Raw genomic sequence first — 19,107 nt, 5'->3', positions numbered from 1 at the left:
GACACCAGTCGAAGTGCTCAGGATATCCTGCCGCAACGTTGTTGTTTTACAAAGCCTTACAAACAGTTCACCAAATAGGCGCAGTCATGAGGTCCGGAGAATAACGGCCCGGAGAGACCGCTTCTGAGCCTCTTGGCCACGTGGCCAGTGCTCAGCCCCTCCCACATAACCCTCGAAAACAACGGAAAAATCCGGCCGCAGCCGGATGGAGAGAACGCTTTCGCGAGGGCAAGTGGCGGAGGGGACGGGACCGAAATCCAACGTTCTCCAAGTCTGACCCGCCGGCAGCAGCACTGACACTATCCAGGAAATTTACATCTGGACAAAGACTTACCCAAAATCCTCCTTAAAGCGGTCCATCTGATGCATCCGCTCGTGAAGGATCGTGACGATGCCGATGTCCCCATTTGACAGCCGTCGCCAGTAAACGAAATGCCGCTCGTAGCGGAAGAAACACCCCTCCACTCCGAACTCTGCCGGTACGGGTCTCGAAATGACTCCGCGTGTATCGATCTGCTCGAAGGCGGCAAACAGACCGGTAATGTAGGTTTCGGCCTGTGCCTCCCCCCACCGGTCGCGGGTGTATCTGTAGATCTCATCGAGGCGGAGGGAGGCCGTCTCCTGGACGCGGATCGCCATAGGTTCAGGTCCGGTTCCGGGCGATCACCTCAGCAGCGGTCAGCGGCTTGTAGGTGTCCTCGGGCGCAGCGAAGGCTCGGTTCAGTTCGGCCTTCAATCGGTCGAAAGCCTCGTGCTCCGCGCGCTCCTTGTCGCGACGGATCAGGTCCCGGATGTATTCGCTGACATTCTCGTAGGCGCCGTCCTCGCCGACATTGGTCGCAACGAACTCGCTGAGGGCGCCGCTGACACGGACCGTCATGGTGGTGGTGCGGGCCATGGCGCTCTCCCTTCTCGGTGCGTATTCAAGATAACCAAAATCGAACACAGCACAAGAGGTGGCGTTGCTTGGAAGCTGAAGATGGCCCGCCTCGTCGTTCCTTGATCAGTCGGTACGCCAGCGCCAGCGACGCCGCCCGGCAGCGCCTGAATTCCGGACAAGAAAATCAGCTACCTGGTTCAGACTCACCTGTGACATCATCGAATGACGCGGAGAATCCATCTTGTCGGTCCACGCTCGACGATGAAGCTGCTCGGTAAATCAATCAATGATGACATTGGCTCCCTGCGCTTCCAGTTCCTCAAGACCTTGTTTCATCTGCTGGATCTGGTCGGCCGGATGCCCCTGCCACTCCTTCACCTCTGCGATGATCCGAAGCGGGTCCCGCGAACGGTAGGACATGGTCGGGTTGCCAGCGAAGCGCTTGTCGGTGAGGTTGGGATCATCTTCAATCGGGCCTGTAGGCTCGACAATATAGATGCGTTCCGGCCCATCGCCTCTGGCGAGTTCGGCGCCCCAGATGGCGGCATCCATCGTCGCGGAGAAGTAAGTCCAGGACAGCGCACCCGCTTCGAGAAAATTGGAGCCATGGCCAACCTTGATCACGTCGCCGACTTTCAGATCGGCTTTGGTTCCGTGAAAAAAGGATTGTGCGAACGGTTTTGGTCCAGATGACATTGATGCAGTTCTCCTTCAGGGTTTGGGACCTGCCTGTCCCCCGACCGCGAACATTGGCCGAAATCCGACTCTCGACGCAGGATCTGACGGAAGCGCGCTGAGGGACCGGGCCCGACTCACGTTCTTAGCTCTCTTCACGGAATTCTGCCCTGCTCTTTCGCGCATGATCATTTGATCCCCGCCAAGCCCTGCCGAAGGGTGTCGGGCAGGTCTTCGTCCATGTCGCTTTCGAGCGCCGCATGTTCCGCGCGCCAGACTTCGACGGCTTCCCGCATCAGCGCCACGCCTTCCCGCGTGATGCGCAGGCGGCGGGAGCGGCGGTCGTCCGGGTCGGGCTCCACCGTCAGCAGGCCGCGTCGGGCCAGCGGCTTGACGGCTGCGGTGAGCGTCGAGGGGTTCATGCCGAGGAACGGGGCCAGGCGGCCGATCGGCGGCGGTTCGGGCTGGTTGAGGGCCACCATCAGCGAGAACTGGCCGTTGGTCAGGCCGAAGGGCTTCAGCGCGGCATCGAACCTGCGGGCCAGCCGTCGCGCGGCGCGTTGCGCCGCAAGGCACAGGCAGGTGTCGCGGATGTGGAGGACCGTTTCGCGGGGCAGGATATCCGAGATTGCGTCATTCATATTGCTTTGATATCAAAGTAACTAGAACGACTCAACAGTCCATTCTGTCACAGGGAGGAACCGATGACAGAACCTGATCCGATGAAAGGCGTCATTCCCTATCTGGCCATGGACGGCCGGGCGGCCGACGCCTGCGATTTCTACATCCGCGCCTTCGCGGCCGAGGATGCCGGGCGGATGCCCCGCCCCGATGGCGAACCCGGGCTGATGCATGCCCAGGTCTCGATCAATGGCGGCATGCTGATGTTGACCGACCATATGGGCGACGGTCCGGTGCCCTCGGCCAATTTTGGGCACTTGCAACTCGTCGTTTCCGATGGCCGGGAATGGTGGGATCGCGCGGTCGCGGCGGGCTGTACTGTGATCATGCCCTACGAGCGGCAGTTCTGGGGCGACGACTGGGGCCTTCTGCAAGACGCGTTCGGCATCAAATGGGCGATCCTGCAGGATGACAGGCAATCGCGCGGACCCGACCACGCGGATCGCGCCGAGGTGGTGGCATGACCATCACGATCAGCAGCTTCGCCTGGGTGCCGCCCTTTGCCCAAGGCTATGTCAAGGATCTGCGGCCGCGATGGGCGCTGGCCGAGGCGGGGCTCGACTACAAAGTTCACCTGCTGTCAGAGGGTGATGCGGATGCACCGGACTATCGCCGATGGCAGCCGTTCGGGCAGGTTCCGGCCTATCGCGACGACGAGGTCCAGCTGTTCGAATCCGGCGCGATCCTGCTGCGCATCGCCGAGCGGTCGGACATATTGCGGCCGCGGGATGCGCAGGAGGCGGCACAGACGCAGGCCTGGGTGTTCGGTGCGCTGAACTCCCTGGAGCCGAAGATCGACAACCTGATCCTGCCGGGCACGTTCCATGCCGGAGAGGATTGGGTGGACGGATTCCGCCCCCATGCCGAGCGGATGGTGGACCTGCGGCTGACATCCTTGGCGGGCTGGCTCGATGGCCGCGAGTGGCTGACAGGGCGCTTCGGCGTCGCCGACATCGTCATGGCCACCGTCCTGCGCGGCCTGCAGGAGGAACCGGTGCTGGCCGGGTACCCTGTGGTCTTCGCCTATCTGGAGCGATGCCTGGCGCGGCCGGGTTTCGAGACGGCGCTGGCCGCCCAATTTGCGACCTTCGCCGAGAATGAACCAGCATGACGGCGAAGGTGCGTCCGATCAACCGCGCCGGGGCCAAATATCGACGGAGTACGCCATGACAAGTCCCAAGAACACGATCTGCATCTGGTACGACAAAGACGCCGAAGAGGCCGCGCGCTTCTATGCCGCGACCTTCCCCGACAGCCATGTGGGCGCGGTGCACCGCTCGCCCATGGACAACCCCGGCAACAAGGCGGGCGACGTCATGGTGGTCGAATTCACCGTGCTCGGCATCCCCTGCATCGGGCTCAACGGCGGGCCGATCTTTCCGCACACCGAGGCCTTCTCGTTCCAGGTCGCCACGGACGACCAGGAGGAGACTGACCGCTACTGGAACGCGATCGTCGGCAATGGCGGGCGGACCAGCGAATGCGGCTGGTGCAAGGACCGCTGGGGCGTCAACTGGCAGATCACACCACGGACGCTGACCGAGGCTATCGCCGCAGGCGGGGCCGAGGCCAAGCGTGCCTTCGCGGCGATGATGACCATGCAGAAGATCGACGTCGCGGCGATCGAGGCGGCACGACGGGGATAAGGCAGTGGGGATAATGCCTTTCGATCAGGGGGAAATGACATGGCGCAACTTGTATTCGGCATGAACCAGTCGCTGGACGGCTATGTCGATCACGACAGGTTTGCGCCGGCCCCCGCGCTGTTCCGCCACTTCATCGCGGAGGCCGAAACACAGGTCGGCAGCATCTACGGGCGCAGGATCTACGAGATCATGCGCTACTGGGACGACGATCATCCCGATTGGGGTGAACCGGAGCGCGCCTTCGCGGCCGCCTGGCGAAAGCAGACGAAATGGGTTGTCTCGCGCACGCTGAAGACGGTCGGCCCCAACGCCAGTCTGATCGATGGCGATCTTGGCACCGCGATCCGTGCATTGAAGGCCGAGCATGACGGCGAGATCGAAGTCGCCGGCCCTGATCTGGCCGCATGCCTGACCGGGATGGGCCTGATCGACGAATACCGCATCTACCTGCACCCTGTCGTTCTTGGTGATGGCACACCCTACTTCGCCAAGCCCCGCCCACCCCTGCGGCTGATCTCACACGACCTCATGGACGAGGATGTGATCAGGCTGCGTTACAGGCCCGCCTGAGCCGGCATGCGATAGATGGAGGGCGATCCTCGAAAGTTTCACCACGTATGTGAAGGAGATCAAAGCATGAGTACACGCACTTACCAACCGCACGGAACCACGATGATCGACGGTATCGCGCGCGAGATCGCAACTAAAGAGATCTGGCAGTCACGTCTGGGCGAGATCGCCGCGCGCGAGAAGGAACTGACCCGTGCGCACGACCAACTGGCTGCCGAGCGTCGCCGGGCGCCCTGGGTCAGGGTCGAGCGTCCCTACCTTTTCAGGGAGCGGTCTGGGGAGGCTACCCTCGTCGAGCTGTTTCAGGATCGCAAGCAGCTGATCGTCTATCACCACATGCTGAAGCCCGCCGATCCAAGCCCGTGCGAAGGTTGCTGCATGGTCGCCGACCAGATCCCGCATCTGGCGCATCTCAATGCTCGAAATACAACGCTCGTCTTCGTCTCGAAGGCGCCCTTCGCCGAAATCGACGCCTTGCAGCGCCGGATGGGATGGGCACTGCCGTGGTACGAGACGACGGACACCTTCAATGCCGATCACGACGTGACCGGCGGCTTTGGCCTGAACGTTTTCTTCCGCGATGGACCGGACGTCTACCGCAGCTACTTCACGACTGGCCGCGGCGTCGAGACGCTTGGCACCGTCTGGACGCTTCTCGATCTGACACCGTTGGGTCGACAGGAGACCTGGGAAGACGCGCCAGCGGGCACGCCACAGACCGAACCCTACCACTGGTGGCGTCGTCACGACGAGTATGAAGGCGCAGCAGGAGTGAAGACATGACCGGCCTGATTCTCACGACTTTCGATTGGGTGCCCGATGGCCCGCGTGGCTTCGTGCGCGAAGTGCGTCTTAGGCCGGCCGCCTTCTGCAGCGATCCCTTCGGCCACGGCTTCTGCGTGATCGCGGCAAGCCCTGACAAAGCGCAAAGTGGAGAATGATCCATGCGCCGCCTGACCAGTTTCACCTTCCAGTCGATCGACGGGTTCTTCAAGGGACCGGACGAGGATATTTCCTGGAACCGCCACGGGCCGGAGGAAATCGCGTTCTCGGAGGCGCAGCTGGCGCGGGGCGACACGCTCGTCTTCGGGCGGCGCACCTATGATCACATGGCGGATTTCTGGCCCACGCCAGCCGCCGCCGCGCATCTGCCGGCGATTGCTGGGGCCATGAACCGGGCCGAGAAGATCGTCGTCTCGAACAGCCTGCGCGAGGCGCTGTGGGGACCGGCGCGCATCATCGGCGGTGACGTCGCGGGAGCGTTCCGGTCGCTGAAGGCTGGCGACGGGCCGGACATGACCATCCTTGGAAGCGCCGAACTCGTTACCTGCCTTGCCGCCGAGGGACTGATCGACGCGCTGGAGATCATGATCTATCCGGTCGTCATAGGCGCGGGAACGTCGTTGTTCGCCGGCCTCTCCGGCATGCTCGACTTCACGTTGACCGACCACCGCGCCTTCAACAGCGGCACGGTCCTTCTGACCTACGCACCAGACGGGTCCGCGTCATGAACCCGATCCTGAGCGTCTTCGAGACCTCGCCCGACCGGGGCCGTGGACTTGCGCGCGACATGCGCGTCCGCTGGGCGCTCGAGGAAGTCAGGCAGCCGTATGACGTTCGTCTGGTGTCCTTTTCCGCTCTCGAGGAACCGGCGCATCGGGCGCGCAATCCTTTCGGCCAGATCCCGACCTACGAGGATGGGGAACTCTCGCTTTTCGAATCGGGGGCCATCGTGCTGCACATCGCTGAGCAGCACTCGGGCCTGCTGCCGGTGGACGTCACTGCGCGCGGCCGCGCCTTGGCGTGGATCTTTGCCGCCATCGACACGGTCGAGCCGCCGATCTTCGATCTGGACATCGCGGGGATCGTCGAAGGCGGCAAGCCCTGGCACGCCGAACGGAAACCGATGCTCGAGGATCGCGTGCGCACCCGGCTGCGCGAACTGGCCGCATGGTTGGGAGAGCGCGACTGGCTTGAGGGGGAGTTCACCGCTGGCGATCTGATGATGGTCACGGTGCTGCGCCGCCTGCAGGGGTCTGACCTGCTGGGCGAACAGCCCGGGCTTGCTGCCTATGTCGCCCGCGCCGAGGCACGTCCTGCCTTTTCGCGCGCCTTCGCTTCGCAAAAGGCGGTGTACGACAACGCCGAGGGGAGGTCCGCATGACAATCGACGTCAGCCTGACGATGACCGGGGTAGCCGAACGACCCGCACGCGCAGCCGACAGGACGGCGGTCGGGATATTCTGGAGGAGGGAGAGCACATTGCAGGGTCAACGGGGCACTGCATGCGGTGCTGGCACGGATTGTTCGGAGGGCACGCGACTATGAAGCTGTGCCGTCCACCAAGACCGTCGCTGAGGCCATTTGTCGATCTGATTTGGGCGTCCGTACAAGATGCGGCCCCCGCGCCGCGTTCCGCCCAAAAGGAACTGGTTCTTCCCACCGGCGCTGCGCATATCGTTCTGCGGCTGGAGGATGTGCCCTTGCGCCTTTATAGGGATCTCGACGATGCCCTTGGGAAAGACGTTGGAACAGCCCTGATTGGTGGATCACGCGCTTCCTTCTATATCAAGCACATCTCGAAGCCAGTGCCCGTTGTTGGCGCAATGCTGCGTCCGGGCGCAGTCGAATTGCTGTCGCGGATTCCCGCCATCGAACTGGCAGGCAGGCATACGCGGCTCGAGGATCTCTGGCCGAGGTCCGGTCTGGCGGATTTGATCGATCGGCTTCGCGAGACGCCAAGCCTCGCTGATCGCCTGAAGCTGTTCGAGGATATTCTGTCATCCAGACTGCCGCGGGTCCACGCAATCCACCCGCTTGTCGCGCATGCCCTGAGACGCTTCGATGTTGCGGCAGGCGTCGAAGAGGTCGCGTTCGAGACGGGTTTCAGCCAACGCCATTTCACCCGCACTTTCACCGAGTGGGTGGGGCTGACGCCCAAGGCGTACTCCCGCGTCCGCCGGTTCAGTCGTTTCCTCGAAACCATGATTGCAAGCTCCGCATCCGATCTGGCCGGCCTTGCCGCAGAGGCAGGCTACGCCGACCAGGCCCATATGACGCGCGAGTTTCGCAGATTTACGGGAGTGACGCCGATGCAATATATCGACGCAGCGCCTCCTGATCGGCATCACGTTCGGATCTGACCCTTGGCATGTCCGATTTCTTCAATACCGCCATCCTCGCGGGTCTTATAGATTGCCAACCTATAATGGATACGGAGTCCGGTCATGCAGATCCATGAAGTTTTCGCGTATTTGCGCGCCCGGGACGGCGAAGCGGCGATCGCCTTCTACAAGGCGGCGTTCGGCGCAACCGAGAAGTTCCGGCTGGTCGAGCCTGGTGGTCGGCTCGGTCATGCCGAGTTGATGTTCGGGGACACGATCATCATGTTGTCCGAAGAGTTTCCCGAATACGGAATTCACGCGCCGGACCCGGCGGCGCGCGGCACCTTCGCGATCCATCTGCATGTCGATGACGCGGATGCGATGATTGCCAAGGCTGTCGACCTGGGCGCAACCCTTGTGCGCGCACCGGCCGACGCCTTTCACGGCGAACGTTCAGGAACGATTCGTGACCCTTTCGGCTATGACTGGATCATCGGACATTCCATCGAGGAGATCACGCCCGAGGAGATGCAAAGACGCTATTCCGCGTCCGGCGGAAAGGAGACGTGATGGTCACGGCATCCGACGTCACGCTGGTTGCCCTGGCGCTTGAGGGGACCAAGGCGTCCCGACATTTCCACCGAACCGCGTTCAAGGTGCGGCGCATCTACGCCACGCTCGCCGCCGATGGCCTGAGCGTGAACCTGAAACTCAACCCGGATGAACAGGAGATGAAATGCCTCGTGCGTCCGGAGGCCTTCGCTCCCGTTCCGAACAAATGGGGGAAACAGGGTTGGACGGTCGCCACCCTGGCCGCGCTGACCGCCGACGACATGCGATCCGCGTTGCATGCTGCTTGGGCCCATGCCGGGCCGCCCTGAAACGGTTGCCTCGGAAATGAGACTCGGCCAAGCGGTTGCACGCCGTCAGTCGGATTCCGCATTGCGCCCGGCAGCGGGCGCAGTCGCGACCCGAAATTGGTTTGACTTTGAACTAACAGAGTGATGAACGATGACAACCCGACGGAAGCTATTGAAGATCGCAGGTGGCGGCGTGCTGATGTCCGCCTTGGGCCGACGAAACGCTGCAAATGTTCGCCCGCCTTGGCTACGGACGAAGCGTAAACAGCGCGCCGCGTTGGCCTCTTGAATCGCGGATCAGGGCATGATGGCGGAAAATGTCGAGCTCGATGATATCTTTCGCTTTTTGATCGAGATCGGCATCATTGACCAACTGGCGGGGATGACGTTCGAATAAGGTCCTCCCGCTTGGGATGACGATGCCACAGTTCGATGTTCTGCATAATCTCGCCTGAGCGGAAGCCGGCATGGATTGCCACTGTCATGCAAAAAAAACGCCCACAGGGGACACGAACAAATCCGTGTCCCCTGCCTTCAACGCTGCGCATGCGCACGCATGGCTGAGATCAGCCAGTCTGACAGGCCGACCGCCAGCGTGTCGAACCGCGCTCGGAAATCGGGATGCTCGTACACATCCGCAAGGCGGCCATAGGCGGTAAGCTCGCACTCGCGGCCCCAGCTTTGACCGACCCAACCGCGGTGTTCCTCGAGCACAGGCGCGATTGCAGGCGAACCGACCGCGATGCCCCGCATAAACGCGTCCGTCAATGCGGCTTCGATGGGCCGCAAGGAAGCCATCAGTTCCTCACCCCGCGCTTGCGAATGCGCCTCGTCTGCCTTCGACCCCGCGCAAAAGTTTAGCTGTTTGTCCAGCCAATCCAGATACTCGGCCTGCTTTTCGGGGGCAAAGCCCTGATACAATTCGTCGATCTTCATTTCTCGTTCTCCTTTCAGAACCGCGACGGTGCGGTCGATGGTCCGCAGAATCCGGCTAATCCGCTGAGCGTCGGCTGCCAATCGCGCGCGGTGATTTGTAAGCGCGGCGATGAGGTCGAAATCGGGCTGATTTAGAATGCGCCCGATGTCAGCCAGAGCCACTCCGAACTCGCGCCAGAACAGGATCTGCTGCAGACGAAGCACCTGATCCTGTCCATAGTAACGATAGCCGTTCCCGCCAATCAGCGTCGGCCGCAAAAGACCGATCTCGTGATAGTGGTGCAACGTCCGGACAGAGACTCCGGACGCTTTCGCAAGCTCGTTCACAGTCAGGTATTCCACGAATCCCACCTCCGTGACGAAGGCTTGTGGTCCCTCACGCCGCGTGAGGGTCAAGGGAAAATTTCAACGGGACAGTAATAGATCGCTCCGGCTTCGTCTGCTGTCCGCGGATGCGAATTGATCGCGAAGCACGCGACGGGGCATGGACCTTTCCAAGGCACGTGGATTGTCCCCCGCGCCTCACGTTCGATCCGCCTGCCCGGCTAGGTAGTCCGCATACCAAGTCCTGAAGTCCTGGGCCTCGCCGAACGCCGGCATTCTGGCCGAAAGCTCTCGTATGATCGCGGCCTCCGACGTCGCCTCGACGGCAATGACCTCCGGGGATCGGGGAAGGTGGAAGCGACCGTGATCGTGGTGCGAACCTACAGCTATGGCGCCAATGGCTGTTCCATCGGCTTTCGAGACGACCGACCATGACCAACGCTGCTGGTGCGATTCGTCGGCGTTGCCCCATTCGCGGCTGCTCTGGAAACGGCCGGGCAGACGAGGAGTGGCTTTGAGGCCGGCCGTTCCGAGCATCGCGCGAACCGGCCAGAACAGTTCCGTGTTCAGCCTTCCGTAAGCCGCATCGCCCACCTGATCGAACAGGTCCTGAAACTCCTGCTTACGGTCTGGTAGGCGTTCTGCCATTCCCCTATCGACAAGAATCTGGACCGCCGCGGCGATCTCATTGATGTCACGGAACGAATCCGGCGTGATCGAAGCTTGTTTCATGATGATTCCCGTACTATGTACGGTGATGTTATGGCAGTCTGGAAACCGGGTGTAAAGACGATGACGAGACGATTCTCCAAATCCGACCAGGATCGCGCCCAACAGGGACTGGCGCGGCTATGGAATGAAGCAAAATCTCCTGGTCCTGGCCCAAAGCGGAGATTCACTCCACGCGAAATCGCACTGGCCGCGATTGACCTTGCGGATCGACACGGCTTGAAGGCGCTGACCATGCGGCGGGTGGCCGATCACCTCCGCGTGTCCGTAATGAGCCTTTACGGATACGTGCCTGCCAAGGACGACCTGCTCGATCTGATGATCGATCAGGCGCTCGGCGACTGCCGAAAGACCGAGCGAGTTGACAGCCTGCGTTCGCGTCTGGCAGCTCTCGCCACCGCGAACTGGGATCTCTACATGCGCCATCCCTGGCTCCTGGAGATCGACGATCACCGTCCCGTGCTCGGGCCAAACGTTCTGGCCAAATACGACAGCGAGCTTGCCGTGCTGGACGGTTCGGGTCTGTCCGACATCGAAATGCAGGCTGCGCTGAGCGGGCTGCTCGCTCTGGTGCGAGGCGCGGCCAAGACCAAGCACGATGCGCTGACGGCGGTGGCACGAACCGGCGAGACGGACCAACAGTGGTGGGCCCTGCGTGCTCCGCTCCTGCAGCAGATCACCGGCCCGGACGCGTTCCCTGTTGCCACTCGGGTCGGCTCTGCTGTGGGTGAAGCGGTTCAGGGTCCCGACGATCCCGATACCGCCTTCCGCTTTGCACTTGACCGCTACCTTGATGGGTTGGTCGCATATCTCAAGCATATCGACAAAGAGAATGATGCCGGGTGCGCGGAAACAAGCGGTCAGTTGCAGGTTAAACTGGCCCCACGGCACAGAGGTAGATAACTGCCGCGGTCATCACCACCTATCACCGCGATGTGGAAAGGTTCAGAAGCATGCAACTGGAGACGCCGCGCTTCATCTTGCGCGATTTCACCGGCGAGGACTATTCCGATTTTCGGGACTACCAGACGGACCCGAGATATCGCGCGCTCTACGATATACCGATGGGAGCCAAGACGCCGGGTTCGGACCTCTTTTCCCTGTTTCTAGGCTGGCAAGAAGAACGTCCGCGAATAAACTTCCAGCTTGGCATCTTTGACAAGAAGGATGGTAGCCTCTGCGGTTGTGGCGGCATCCGACTGAGACCCGAGGATCCGGCGACGGCGGTCATGGGGCTAGAACTCGCTCCGCGTTGCTGGGGACGTTACAGACTGGCAATCGAAGCAGGCGAACGGCTTGCGGAATTTGCCTTCGATGATCTCGGCGCCCACCAGATCCTCAGCGATACGTCGAGCGGAAACACGCGCATTGCAAAGATCGCCAAACACTATGGTGCCGTCATCATCGCCGAGCGGCCCGGGCCGGAATGGATGAAAGCACGCGGGTGGACTGAAGTCGACTGGTGTCTGTCAAGAGATCGATGGGAAGCAGGCGCGACCCAGCGCGGCAGCTAATCAGGGGCTTCCTTTACCCAAACGTTGCCGACGAGCCTCGCGATTGCTTCATGTGCGCGGGCATCCAGCGATGCCGCGGATCGGCTGCCCCCACCAGTCACAGCAGTTCCGTCCCACAAGTACAGCCTACCGATCCGTCTCCATTGTCCGGTATCCGCCAGCGATAAGACGTGGGGCGCCGATGCTGCTTTCTATCTGGATCGCCAGAGCGACGTCGGCGGCATAGCCGCGTGCAACCAACTCGGCTGCAGACGTGCAGGCAGCGATGACACGCACAATTCCGGCGTCACTCAAGCCCGCTACGCACGCAGTTGCGGCTTCCGCTTCTGGGGTCAGTTCGAAGCCTGCCCGCGCAAGATGCAAGGCAATGCATCCCGCGCCCAGCCAGTCCTCAATAGCCGGTCGTAGCAAGCCATCGGGCCAGCGCTCACCGGCGGCGACGACTATGATATCGCCGCCGTCTGCCGCTCCTGCCGCTGCATCTGCAACCGCTCTGGCGTTGCGCAGACATCCGGCAAAGACAGGACGTTTGGCGCTCGCGAGGCTGAGCCGAGATCCATTGGGCGATGGAAGGACGAGCCGTGTGCCGGCCTGCAGGCTTGTCAGCGACCCGGGTGCCAGGCTCGGTCCTTCCTCGTCGCGCCGCCCGGCGCACAGGGCTCCCATCGACTCGGCATAGGCCTGTGCAGCCGCACGATCCCCTAGCTCAAAGGGAAACACGATTGCTCCACGGCTCGTGGCCACATCGACCGCAGTCGAGAACGACAAGACATCCACGATCACGAGAGTGCCGATGGCGCAGCGCTCGGCAGCTTGGTCAACCCCGTGGCGTCCCCATTCGATATGAACCTGCGCCGTCACGTCTGCCTCCGTTCAGTTCACCAGCCATATTGAGCGGGCCATAGCGTCCGAAAAGGAAGATTATCGTGGCAATCTACATTTTTTGTCGACTACCATGGCGAAAGCTCTTTCGCCGCACACTGGGCCGCAACTCTCACGAGCTGCTTTCCGAGATTCTTGCCGGTGAAAAGACCCGCAAGTGCACTTGGAGCGGATTCCAATCCCTCTGAAACACTTGTTGCCACGGTCAAAAGTCCGGCGTCGCGCCACGTTTTCAACCGGTCGAAGGCTTCCGGAAATCGGTCAGCGTAATCCAGGAAGATAAACCCCTCCATCCGCGCGCGCTTGAAGGCCAGCTGCATGTAATTTCCGGGCCCTCGCCCGTACGATCTGCTGCGATAGCGTGATGAGATACTTCCGCAAAGAACGACCCGAGCGCCTGGCGCAAGATGGTCCAGTGCAGCCTCGAGCGCTTCACCGCCGACATTGTCGAAAACGATGTCGATCCCGGAGGGTGCCAGTTCGACCAAACGATCGGCGAGCGGCTCAGACTTATAGTCAATGCACCCATCAAAATTGGCGGTGTCGACCACCCAGCGACACTTGTAGTCGCCGCCCGCGGACCCGACGGTTCTACAACCAAGGATCCTTCCGATCTGTCCTGCGATCGAGCCGGTGCTGCCAGCCGCACCTGTCACGAGCGCGGTCTGACCCTCAACCGGGCGGGCGATGTCGAGCATGCCGAAATAGGCAGCGAGGCCACTGGGGCCGAAGATGCCCAGCATGTCCTCCGGCCTTACACCAGGCGGAACAAGGTTCAGGCCGAAAATCCCCATCTCCTCGCGCGCGACCACATAGCTCTGCCAACCGGTCATGCCGAAGACCCATGCCCCGATCGGGAAAGACGGATTTCGGGTATCAACAACCTGACCGACTCCGCTGCCGGGCATGACACGGCCGAGGCGCGCTGGAGAAATGTATGTCTCCTCCGGATTGAGCCATGTGCGTTGCGTGGGATCGATTCCGAGGACGCGTACACGGACGAGTGCCTCGCCCGGAGCCAAGTCCGGAACTGCAGCCTCCACCGTCCTGAAGTGCTCGGGCCCGACAAGATCCGTCGGTCGTGATGCGAACACGAGCATCCGATTGGTCGGGGTCACGGTTCTGGCTCCTGGTGCTTGTGTCCAACCGCATAAAGAAACCGCACCATTCCGATTTCGGCGGCGTTCTTTGTGAGCTCGACGTTCAGCCAAACCGCAATCTGAGCTGTGGAAGCGTCTTTGATTGGCCAGCTCTCGCCAAGCGGAAGTTTCAGGTCCTGCTCGCTGGCGCCATTCAAGAAGCGCAACCACTGCGCATACAGATCGCCGATAGCCTGGCATGCTGTTTCAGCCGCGCCCGGCCACAAGATGGACTCGCGCTGCGGAGGTGGTCTGTCTTCGAGATGACAAAGCACCGTCTCCCACCAGAAGAGAATGTGCCAGGTGGTCCAGGCTATACTTGGGGGGCCAATCGTGTAGTCCTCGGTCTCGGGCCAGTCCGCTCGCCACCCGCCTTCGGGGTCCTTGCTGATGTGCAGACATTTATTTGCGGGCCGCCACATGCACTCCGATGTCGTCAATCCCTGTAGATGATGATCCGTCAAGGCCCACGCGGTTTCGAACTGGCCAAGCAGCAAAGCCTTCAAGGAAGAGCGTTCCCGCTGGGACGCTTCGACAAAGGAAGGCTCTGCCAGGTGACGCGCATGATCTCGGATGTCGGTGGGCCAATCTTCGGTGAGCTCGTGCAGCCGCGCTCGATCATTGGAGTAAAGTGCCCTTGAAGCCTCCTCATACCCCGGTCGGTTGCCGGCCATCACGGCCATGAACCGATCAGCAGCCTGCCGAGCCTGGGCGGCGAGATGTTCCGTCTGCCCGCTGCGGCGAGCCTCGTCGACGAGCCGCCTGATGGCCGCAGAGGCGGTGCCGCGCTGGTTCTGCAGCCATTCCCAGTGCCGAGGGAGAAGCGTCACTTCTCGCCCCACCACACCGAGCTTCGGCCGCCCTGGCCCTTTCGCTCCTGATGTAGAGTCCCGATGCGGCTGCTGGTACCGCGCGCGGACGTCTTCCTCCGTCCCTGAAAGGTCGAAGTCAGCGGGCCGACCTGTCTGATCGTCGAAGACGAGATAGGTCTGCTCGTCGCGCCGACGCGCGGCACGCCATAGCAGAACGCCCACCTCCATCCTTTCGCCCCGCGCGAAGAGTTCCTCTCCTGCGAAGGCGGTAACTGTTCCTGACATCACCTTAGCCTTTTTCCATTCGTTCTCGAAGTTTCTACCCGGGTGTAATTGACGCGTCAATATCACCCGGGTAGAAATGCACACGAATCGCCCGGCCAAGGCATGGGGCCCTCGCGCCGCGCATGGGCAAGCCGATGCGCATTCAGAACAGGGAAACGAAGCATAGAGGACGGGATGAAGAAGCGAGACAAGATGAGCCACGATGACCACGGCCTGACAGCAGCGGAAATCAGGGCGTTTATCGACGAAGGCTTCATCAGGATCGACCACGCGTTCAGTGCGGACGTCGCGCTGGCCTGCTGGAATGAACTGTGGGCCGATGCGGGCCTGTCGCCGGATGATCCGTCAGGCTGGGTCGAACCTGTCGTGCGAGTCGGACACAAGTTCACACCGCCGTTCGTCGCTGCTGGCAACACTCCGCGTTTGCATCGCGCCTACGATCAGCTGGTCGGATCGGGCCGTTGGGTCCGCCCGAACGGTCTCGGCACCTTTCCGATCCGGTTCCCGTCGTCAAAATCGCCACCCGATACCGGCTGGCACATCGACGTGAGCTTCGGCATGGAAAACCCCGACTTCATGGAATGGAGGGCGAACGTCAGAAGTCGCGGAAGGGCGTTGCTGATGCTCTTCTTGATTTCCGACGTCGGTCCTGACGACGCGCCCACCAAAGTCCGCAAGGGATCTCACCGAATCCTGGCCAAAGAGCTCCTGCCTTATGGCGAGGCGGGCGCAACCCTGAGGGAGCTATCTAAAGACAACTACGCTTCGTCAGAAGGTTGCGAAGAAGTCTTCGCGACTGGAAAGGCGGGCACGGTCTATCTATGCCATCCCTTTCTTGTTCACTCCGCTCAACCTCACCGGGGTACGACGCCACGTTTCATGGCTCAGCCGCCGCTCCTGCCTGCTGGCGACTTCGATCCCTCATTGCCGCCTTCCCCGGTGCAGATCGCAATCCGGGAAGCCTGCGGGCTGACAATATCCCGCCACGGAGCCTGAGGAAGCGAGTTACACCTGCTTTGCGCTTTTAACGTTGCGCCGCCTGAAGGACGAATGTCATGCCGGGAGCATCCGATCACCATCATCTGCAGGGCCTGAACGCTCGGGAACTCGTAGGCGGGCTGCACGACCTCGGCGTGCGGCCCGGCGACACCCTGATGGTGCACACCTCACTCAAAGCCCTCGGTCCGGTCACCGGAGGAGCCGAGACGGTCGCGCGTGCGATACTGGATGCCGTGGGCCCGGGGGGAACCGTTATGGCCTACTGTGCCTGGGATCGCTCGCCTTACGAGGAAACGCTGAACGGCGCGATTCTCGATCCCGCCGAACGGGAAGCCTGGCCGGCCTTCGACCCGGCCACGGCGGGAACCTATCGCGGTTTCGGCCTGCTGAACGAGTATCTTCGCAAGCTGCCCAGCGCACGGCGCAGTGCCCATCCCGACGCGTCCATGGTTGCAGCCGGTGCCAACGCCGATCACCTGGTGCGGCCGCACGAGTTCGGAGCGGCCTTCGGCCCCGGGTCACCGCTTGACCGGTTCAGGGCGGCTGGCGGGCGCGTTCTGCTGCTCGGCGCGCCGCTTGATGCGGTGACTGTCCTGCACCTCGCCGAGGCGCTGGCCGACATTCCCCGCAAGCGGCGAGTCAGCTATGAAATGCCGATTCTCGAGGACGGCCGGAAAGTCTGGCGGCGGACCGAGGAATTCGACAGCAACGGCATCCTGGACGGCTTCGCGGTTGAAGGCGAGATGGACGCCGTCGAGACCATCGCGCGCCTCTACGTCAGTGAGGGCCACGGGATCAAGGGCCGCATCGGCGGCGCCCAATGCCACCTGCTCCAAGCGGCCGACATTGTCGATTACGGCGTCCGCTGGCTTGAGCGTCTTTTCGGACCTCCTGGTGGCTGAGATGGTCGTGCAGCCGCGTCGCACCTAGCATCATGGAATTCAGGGAATTTCTGTGATCAGACTCCGTTACCTCATTCTCATAGTTCCGCTGATCGTCATCGGGGTCGTCGTGGCACCGCAATGGTCACAGTGGCGGACTGGGCGTCCCGCCGCACTTCCGATCGCGCTGGCGCCCATGGAACCGCACGACGTGCAGCCGGGCCGCATCTGGATCGATACCGATGCCGCATGCGGCGCGATGGGCCGCACCGATCCGGACGATTGCTTCGCCATTGCATGGCTGGTGGCGCGGGGCGTCGATATTTCGGGGGTCTCGACGAGCTTCGGAAATGCGCCGGGGCACGTCGTGGCGGATCGGCTCGCAGCTCTATTCGCGCAGCTGGACCGCGAAGGCCTGTCCTCGCCGTCGATGTTCGTCGGGTATGGCGCCCCCGCAACCGATCGGATGCCGCCGCCACCGGGTATCGCCGCCCTGCAGTCCTCCCTGGAAGAGGGTCCGTTAACGATCCTGGCGCTCGGCCCGCTGACAAATATTGCGGCTGCGTTGAACAACCGGCCAGACCTGCAACGAAACGTCACGCGCATCGTCTCCGTGATGGGGCACCAGCCCGGCCATCTGTTCCACCCGACCGAAGGCAACGGGCGAGGTGCGCTATTCGGACACGGTCCGATCTTTCGCGACCTGAACGTCTCGGTCGATCCAGAGGCAACCCGTCGCATTCTTGAGATGTCGCTGCCGATGACCCTCGTCCCATATGACGCAGCGCGTAGCGTGCTGATTGATCGAGCGGATCTGGACGTCCTTGCTCGGCAAGGGTCGGCGGGCGAGTGGCTCGCGGTGTCATCGCAGGATTGGCTTGATTTCTGGAATGATGTCGTTGGGCTTCCCGGGTTCTATCCGTTCGATTGGGTGGCGGCGGCATACCTCGTCGAGCCCGCCTCGTTCGCTTGTGCCGTCGTCACCGCTCGAATGACCCGGCAATGGGTGTTCTGGCTACTACCACGAGACAGCCTCGTCGTTGAGCAGGGGCACTCCGAGAACCCGTCACACACCAGGGTCCTATACTGTCCGAAAGCTTCGCTTGAATTGCACCACGTGTTGATATCTCATTGAGTGGTGGCCGGACTTACCAGTTCACTTCAGCCAAGACGCCCTCTGACTCGAGGTATGGGCGTACCTTGGGCGCTCCTGCTTCGGCTCTGCAAGCGAGGCGCGGGAACAATTGAGAAAGGCAGGCAGTCCGTTGTCATCTGCAAGCTCGCGCCTGATCACGCATTACCGAACAATCGCTCAGCATCTCGCCAATCGTCGGAAAAGCACCGTACCTAAGCCTTGGCACCAGCGGGAGCCAGCATCGCCGCGGCCGTCGCTGCGTCGGCCGGAAAGAAGCTTTCAATCGCGATCCCTGCTAGCGTAATATCGACCGCCGTTCCAAAAACGGTGGTGGTGCTGAGGAATGACAACCGCCCGAGGTTGCTGCGTAGCACCAGCGGCACGGCCACAGAAGGCGCCGTGGTGCCCGGCCACCCGGCGGCACCCGGCGGCGCGGGGTATCCTTTCAATTCGTCCCGCAGCGCGATCAGCCGGGCGTCGCTCGACAGATCGATGTCATTCGCTAACCGCGACAGGACATGCGCCCGCCACTCCCCGTAATTCACGATCCGCGGAGCAACTCCCTCCGGGTGCAGGCTGAGTCTAAGGGCGTTGACCTGGCCCTCCAGCAGGTGCGGCGCGGCACCCTCGGTCAGTACGGCGACCGCGGCATTGGCCTTTAGGATCGTCCAGCCGCGATCCACCGCAAGTGCAGGGTGCGGCGCGTGCCCGGCCAGAATCGCATCAATTGCGGCGCGCGCCTCGGCCATGTCTGGCCCCTGCAGCGTCGCTTCGCCATGGGCGGGCGCGAAGCCCGCGGCCAGGAGCAATTCGTTGCGGTCCCGGAGCGGCAACCGGAGCGTTTCGGCCAAACGCAGAATCATTTCGCGACTGGGGCTGGAGCGCCCGGATTCGAGAAAGCTGAGGTGCCGCTGCGATATCTCGGCTTCGGACGCGAGAGACAGCTGGCTGTGCCTACGCCTCTCCCGCCAACCGCGCAGCAGCGCACCCACGGGCTGCGTGTTCTGCTTGATGCTCATGTTTGAAGTGTGCCGTATCGGAATTGGGAATTCCAT

Annotated in this window: 26 protein-coding genes; 16 read left to right on the top strand and 10 right to left on the bottom strand. The window is 62.1% G+C overall.

Annotated elements, in window-relative coordinates:
- Positions 1 to 330 precede the first annotated feature (330 nt).
- The 4 genes from Q0938_RS15750 to Q0938_RS15735 all read right to left on the bottom strand — a co-directional run bounded on the left by Q0938_RS15750 (position 331) and on the right by Q0938_RS15735 (position 2,196).
- A complete protein-coding gene (locus tag Q0938_RS15750) occupies positions 331 to 639 on the bottom strand; it encodes a type II toxin-antitoxin system RelE/ParE family toxin (RefSeq protein WP_299364335.1) in 309 nt (102 codons plus the stop codon).
- Between the two features lie 4 nt (positions 640 to 643).
- Positions 644 to 898, bottom strand: coding sequence for an addiction module antitoxin (locus Q0938_RS15745; RefSeq protein WP_299364332.1), 255 nt, complete (start codon positions 896 to 898; stop codon positions 644 to 646).
- Between the two features lie 261 nt (positions 899 to 1,159).
- On the bottom strand, positions 1,160 to 1,576 hold the full coding sequence (gene arr / locus Q0938_RS15740) for an NAD(+)--rifampin ADP-ribosyltransferase (protein WP_299364330.1): 417 nt from the start codon (positions 1,574 to 1,576) through the stop codon (positions 1,160 to 1,162).
- A 167-nt stretch (positions 1,577 to 1,743) separates the two neighbouring features.
- Complete coding sequence (locus tag Q0938_RS15735; protein WP_299364329.1) at positions 1,744 to 2,196, bottom strand: MarR family winged helix-turn-helix transcriptional regulator; 453 nt, start codon at positions 2,194 to 2,196, stop codon at positions 1,744 to 1,746.
- Between the two features lie 63 nt (positions 2,197 to 2,259).
- On the opposite strand from Q0938_RS15735, the gene Q0938_RS15730 reads away from it, so the two are divergent.
- The 11 genes from Q0938_RS15730 (at position 2,260) to Q0938_RS15680 (ending at position 8,437) form a co-directional block, all read left to right on the top strand.
- Positions 2,260 to 2,700: a glyoxalase/bleomycin resistance/extradiol dioxygenase family protein gene (locus tag Q0938_RS15730; protein ID WP_299364326.1), complete on the top strand. Its 441-nt coding sequence runs from the start codon at positions 2,260 to 2,262 to the stop codon at positions 2,698 to 2,700.
- Positions 2,697 to 3,347, top strand: coding sequence for a glutathione S-transferase family protein (locus Q0938_RS15725; protein ID WP_299364324.1), 651 nt, complete (start codon positions 2,697 to 2,699; stop codon positions 3,345 to 3,347). Before Q0938_RS15730 ends, Q0938_RS15725 begins: the two co-directional genes overlap by 4 nt.
- Positions 3,348 to 3,402: 55 nt before the next feature.
- Complete coding sequence (locus Q0938_RS15720; RefSeq protein WP_299364322.1) at positions 3,403 to 3,882, top strand: VOC family protein; 480 nt, start codon at positions 3,403 to 3,405, stop codon at positions 3,880 to 3,882.
- Positions 3,883 to 3,921: 39 nt separating this feature from the next.
- Positions 3,922 to 4,452 carry a dihydrofolate reductase family protein gene (locus Q0938_RS15715; RefSeq protein WP_299364319.1) on the top strand — a complete coding sequence of 177 codons (531 nt, stop codon included), beginning with the start codon at positions 3,922 to 3,924 and terminating at the stop codon, positions 4,450 to 4,452.
- Positions 4,453 to 4,554: 102 nt separating this feature from the next.
- Positions 4,555 to 5,235 (top strand): DUF899 domain-containing protein, encoded by a 681-nt coding sequence (locus tag Q0938_RS15710; protein ID WP_299364316.1) that lies wholly within the window; start codon positions 4,555 to 4,557, stop codon positions 5,233 to 5,235.
- Positions 5,232 to 5,393, top strand: coding sequence for a hypothetical protein (locus Q0938_RS15705; protein ID WP_299364311.1), 162 nt, complete (start codon positions 5,232 to 5,234; stop codon positions 5,391 to 5,393). Before Q0938_RS15710 ends, Q0938_RS15705 begins: the two co-directional genes overlap by 4 nt.
- Positions 5,394 to 5,396: 3 nt before the next feature.
- On the top strand, positions 5,397 to 5,963 hold the full coding sequence (locus Q0938_RS15700; RefSeq protein WP_299364253.1) for a dihydrofolate reductase family protein: 567 nt from the start codon (positions 5,397 to 5,399) through the stop codon (positions 5,961 to 5,963).
- Positions 5,960 to 6,616: a glutathione S-transferase family protein gene (locus Q0938_RS15695; RefSeq protein WP_299364251.1), complete on the top strand. Its 657-nt coding sequence runs from the start codon at positions 5,960 to 5,962 to the stop codon at positions 6,614 to 6,616. Before Q0938_RS15700 ends, Q0938_RS15695 begins: the two co-directional genes overlap by 4 nt.
- Before the next feature lie 160 nt (positions 6,617 to 6,776).
- Positions 6,777 to 7,595 carry an AraC family transcriptional regulator gene (locus Q0938_RS15690; RefSeq protein ID WP_299364248.1) on the top strand — a complete coding sequence of 273 codons (819 nt, stop codon included), beginning with the start codon at positions 6,777 to 6,779 and terminating at the stop codon, positions 7,593 to 7,595.
- An 84-nt stretch (positions 7,596 to 7,679) separates the two neighbouring features.
- Positions 7,680 to 8,126, top strand: coding sequence for a VOC family protein (locus Q0938_RS15685; protein ID WP_299364245.1), 447 nt, complete (start codon positions 7,680 to 7,682; stop codon positions 8,124 to 8,126).
- Positions 8,126 to 8,437 carry an MmcQ/YjbR family DNA-binding protein gene (locus tag Q0938_RS15680; protein WP_299364243.1) on the top strand — a complete coding sequence of 104 codons (312 nt, stop codon included), beginning with the start codon at positions 8,126 to 8,128 and terminating at the stop codon, positions 8,435 to 8,437. Before Q0938_RS15685 ends, Q0938_RS15680 begins: the two co-directional genes overlap by 1 nt.
- Before the next feature lie 513 nt (positions 8,438 to 8,950).
- Here Q0938_RS15680 and Q0938_RS15675 read toward each other — a convergent pair.
- Together Q0938_RS15675 and Q0938_RS15670 are read right to left on the bottom strand one after the other, a co-directional pair.
- Positions 8,951 to 9,694 carry a MerR family transcriptional regulator gene (locus Q0938_RS15675; RefSeq protein ID WP_299364241.1) on the bottom strand — a complete coding sequence of 248 codons (744 nt, stop codon included), beginning with the start codon at positions 9,692 to 9,694 and terminating at the stop codon, positions 8,951 to 8,953.
- Positions 9,695 to 9,874: 180 nt separating this feature from the next.
- Entirely contained in the window at positions 9,875 to 10,408 is a 534-nt protein-coding gene (locus tag Q0938_RS15670; protein WP_299364239.1) for a DUF6022 family protein, read from the bottom strand.
- 15 nt (positions 10,409 to 10,423) lie between these two features.
- Between Q0938_RS15670 and Q0938_RS15665 the strand changes: the two genes are divergently transcribed.
- Positions 10,424 to 11,308: a TetR/AcrR family transcriptional regulator gene (locus Q0938_RS15665; protein ID WP_366942770.1), complete on the top strand. Its 885-nt coding sequence runs from the start codon at positions 10,424 to 10,426 to the stop codon at positions 11,306 to 11,308.
- A 50-nt stretch (positions 11,309 to 11,358) separates the two neighbouring features.
- Positions 11,359 to 11,919: a GNAT family N-acetyltransferase gene (locus Q0938_RS15660; RefSeq protein ID WP_299364236.1), complete on the top strand. Its 561-nt coding sequence runs from the start codon at positions 11,359 to 11,361 to the stop codon at positions 11,917 to 11,919.
- Positions 11,920 to 12,045: 126 nt separating this feature from the next.
- Here Q0938_RS15660 and Q0938_RS15655 read toward each other — a convergent pair whose 3' ends face one another.
- The 3 genes from Q0938_RS15655 to Q0938_RS15645 all read right to left on the bottom strand — a co-directional run bounded on the left by Q0938_RS15655 (position 12,046) and on the right by Q0938_RS15645 (position 15,037).
- Positions 12,046 to 12,780 (bottom strand): 2-phosphosulfolactate phosphatase, encoded by a 735-nt coding sequence (locus Q0938_RS15655; protein WP_299364234.1) that lies wholly within the window; start codon positions 12,778 to 12,780, stop codon positions 12,046 to 12,048.
- Positions 12,781 to 12,869: 89 nt separating this feature from the next.
- Positions 12,870 to 13,919, bottom strand: a complete 1,050-nt coding sequence (locus tag Q0938_RS15650; protein WP_299364232.1) for an NADP-dependent oxidoreductase — start codon at positions 13,917 to 13,919, stop codon at positions 12,870 to 12,872.
- Complete coding sequence (locus Q0938_RS15645; RefSeq protein ID WP_299364230.1) at positions 13,916 to 15,037, bottom strand: DUF2239 family protein; 1,122 nt, start codon at positions 15,035 to 15,037, stop codon at positions 13,916 to 13,918. Before Q0938_RS15645 ends, Q0938_RS15650 begins: the two co-directional genes overlap by 4 nt.
- A gap of 174 nt (positions 15,038 to 15,211) precedes the next feature.
- Between Q0938_RS15645 and Q0938_RS15640 the strand changes: the two genes are divergently transcribed.
- The 3 genes from Q0938_RS15640 to Q0938_RS15630 are packed head-to-tail and all read left to right on the top strand — an operon-like array spanning position 15,212 to position 18,052.
- The gene (locus tag Q0938_RS15640; protein ID WP_299364228.1) at positions 15,212 to 16,033 is read left to right on the top strand and encodes a phytanoyl-CoA dioxygenase family protein; all 822 of its coding nucleotides are present in this window, start codon (positions 15,212 to 15,214) and stop codon (positions 16,031 to 16,033) included.
- A 59-nt stretch (positions 16,034 to 16,092) separates the two neighbouring features.
- Positions 16,093 to 16,938 carry an aminoglycoside 3-N-acetyltransferase gene (gene aac(3) / locus Q0938_RS15635; RefSeq protein ID WP_299364225.1) on the top strand — a complete coding sequence of 282 codons (846 nt, stop codon included), beginning with the start codon at positions 16,093 to 16,095 and terminating at the stop codon, positions 16,936 to 16,938.
- 52 nt (positions 16,939 to 16,990) lie between these two features.
- A complete protein-coding gene (locus tag Q0938_RS15630) occupies positions 16,991 to 18,052 on the top strand; it encodes a nucleoside hydrolase (RefSeq protein ID WP_299364222.1) in 1,062 nt (353 codons plus the stop codon).
- A gap of 212 nt (positions 18,053 to 18,264) precedes the next feature.
- Here the strand turns inward: Q0938_RS15630 and Q0938_RS15625 are convergent, their stop codons facing one another.
- Complete coding sequence (locus tag Q0938_RS15625; protein ID WP_299364218.1) at positions 18,265 to 19,071, bottom strand: helix-turn-helix transcriptional regulator; 807 nt, start codon at positions 19,069 to 19,071, stop codon at positions 18,265 to 18,267.
- Between the last annotated feature and the right edge of the window lie 36 nt (positions 19,072 to 19,107).

This window comes from uncultured Paracoccus sp. (genome assembly GCF_947496875.1).
Taxonomy (GTDB): Bacteria; Pseudomonadota; Alphaproteobacteria; order Rhodobacterales; family Rhodobacteraceae; genus Paracoccus.
This window is presented reverse-complemented; position numbering and strand designations above follow the sequence as displayed.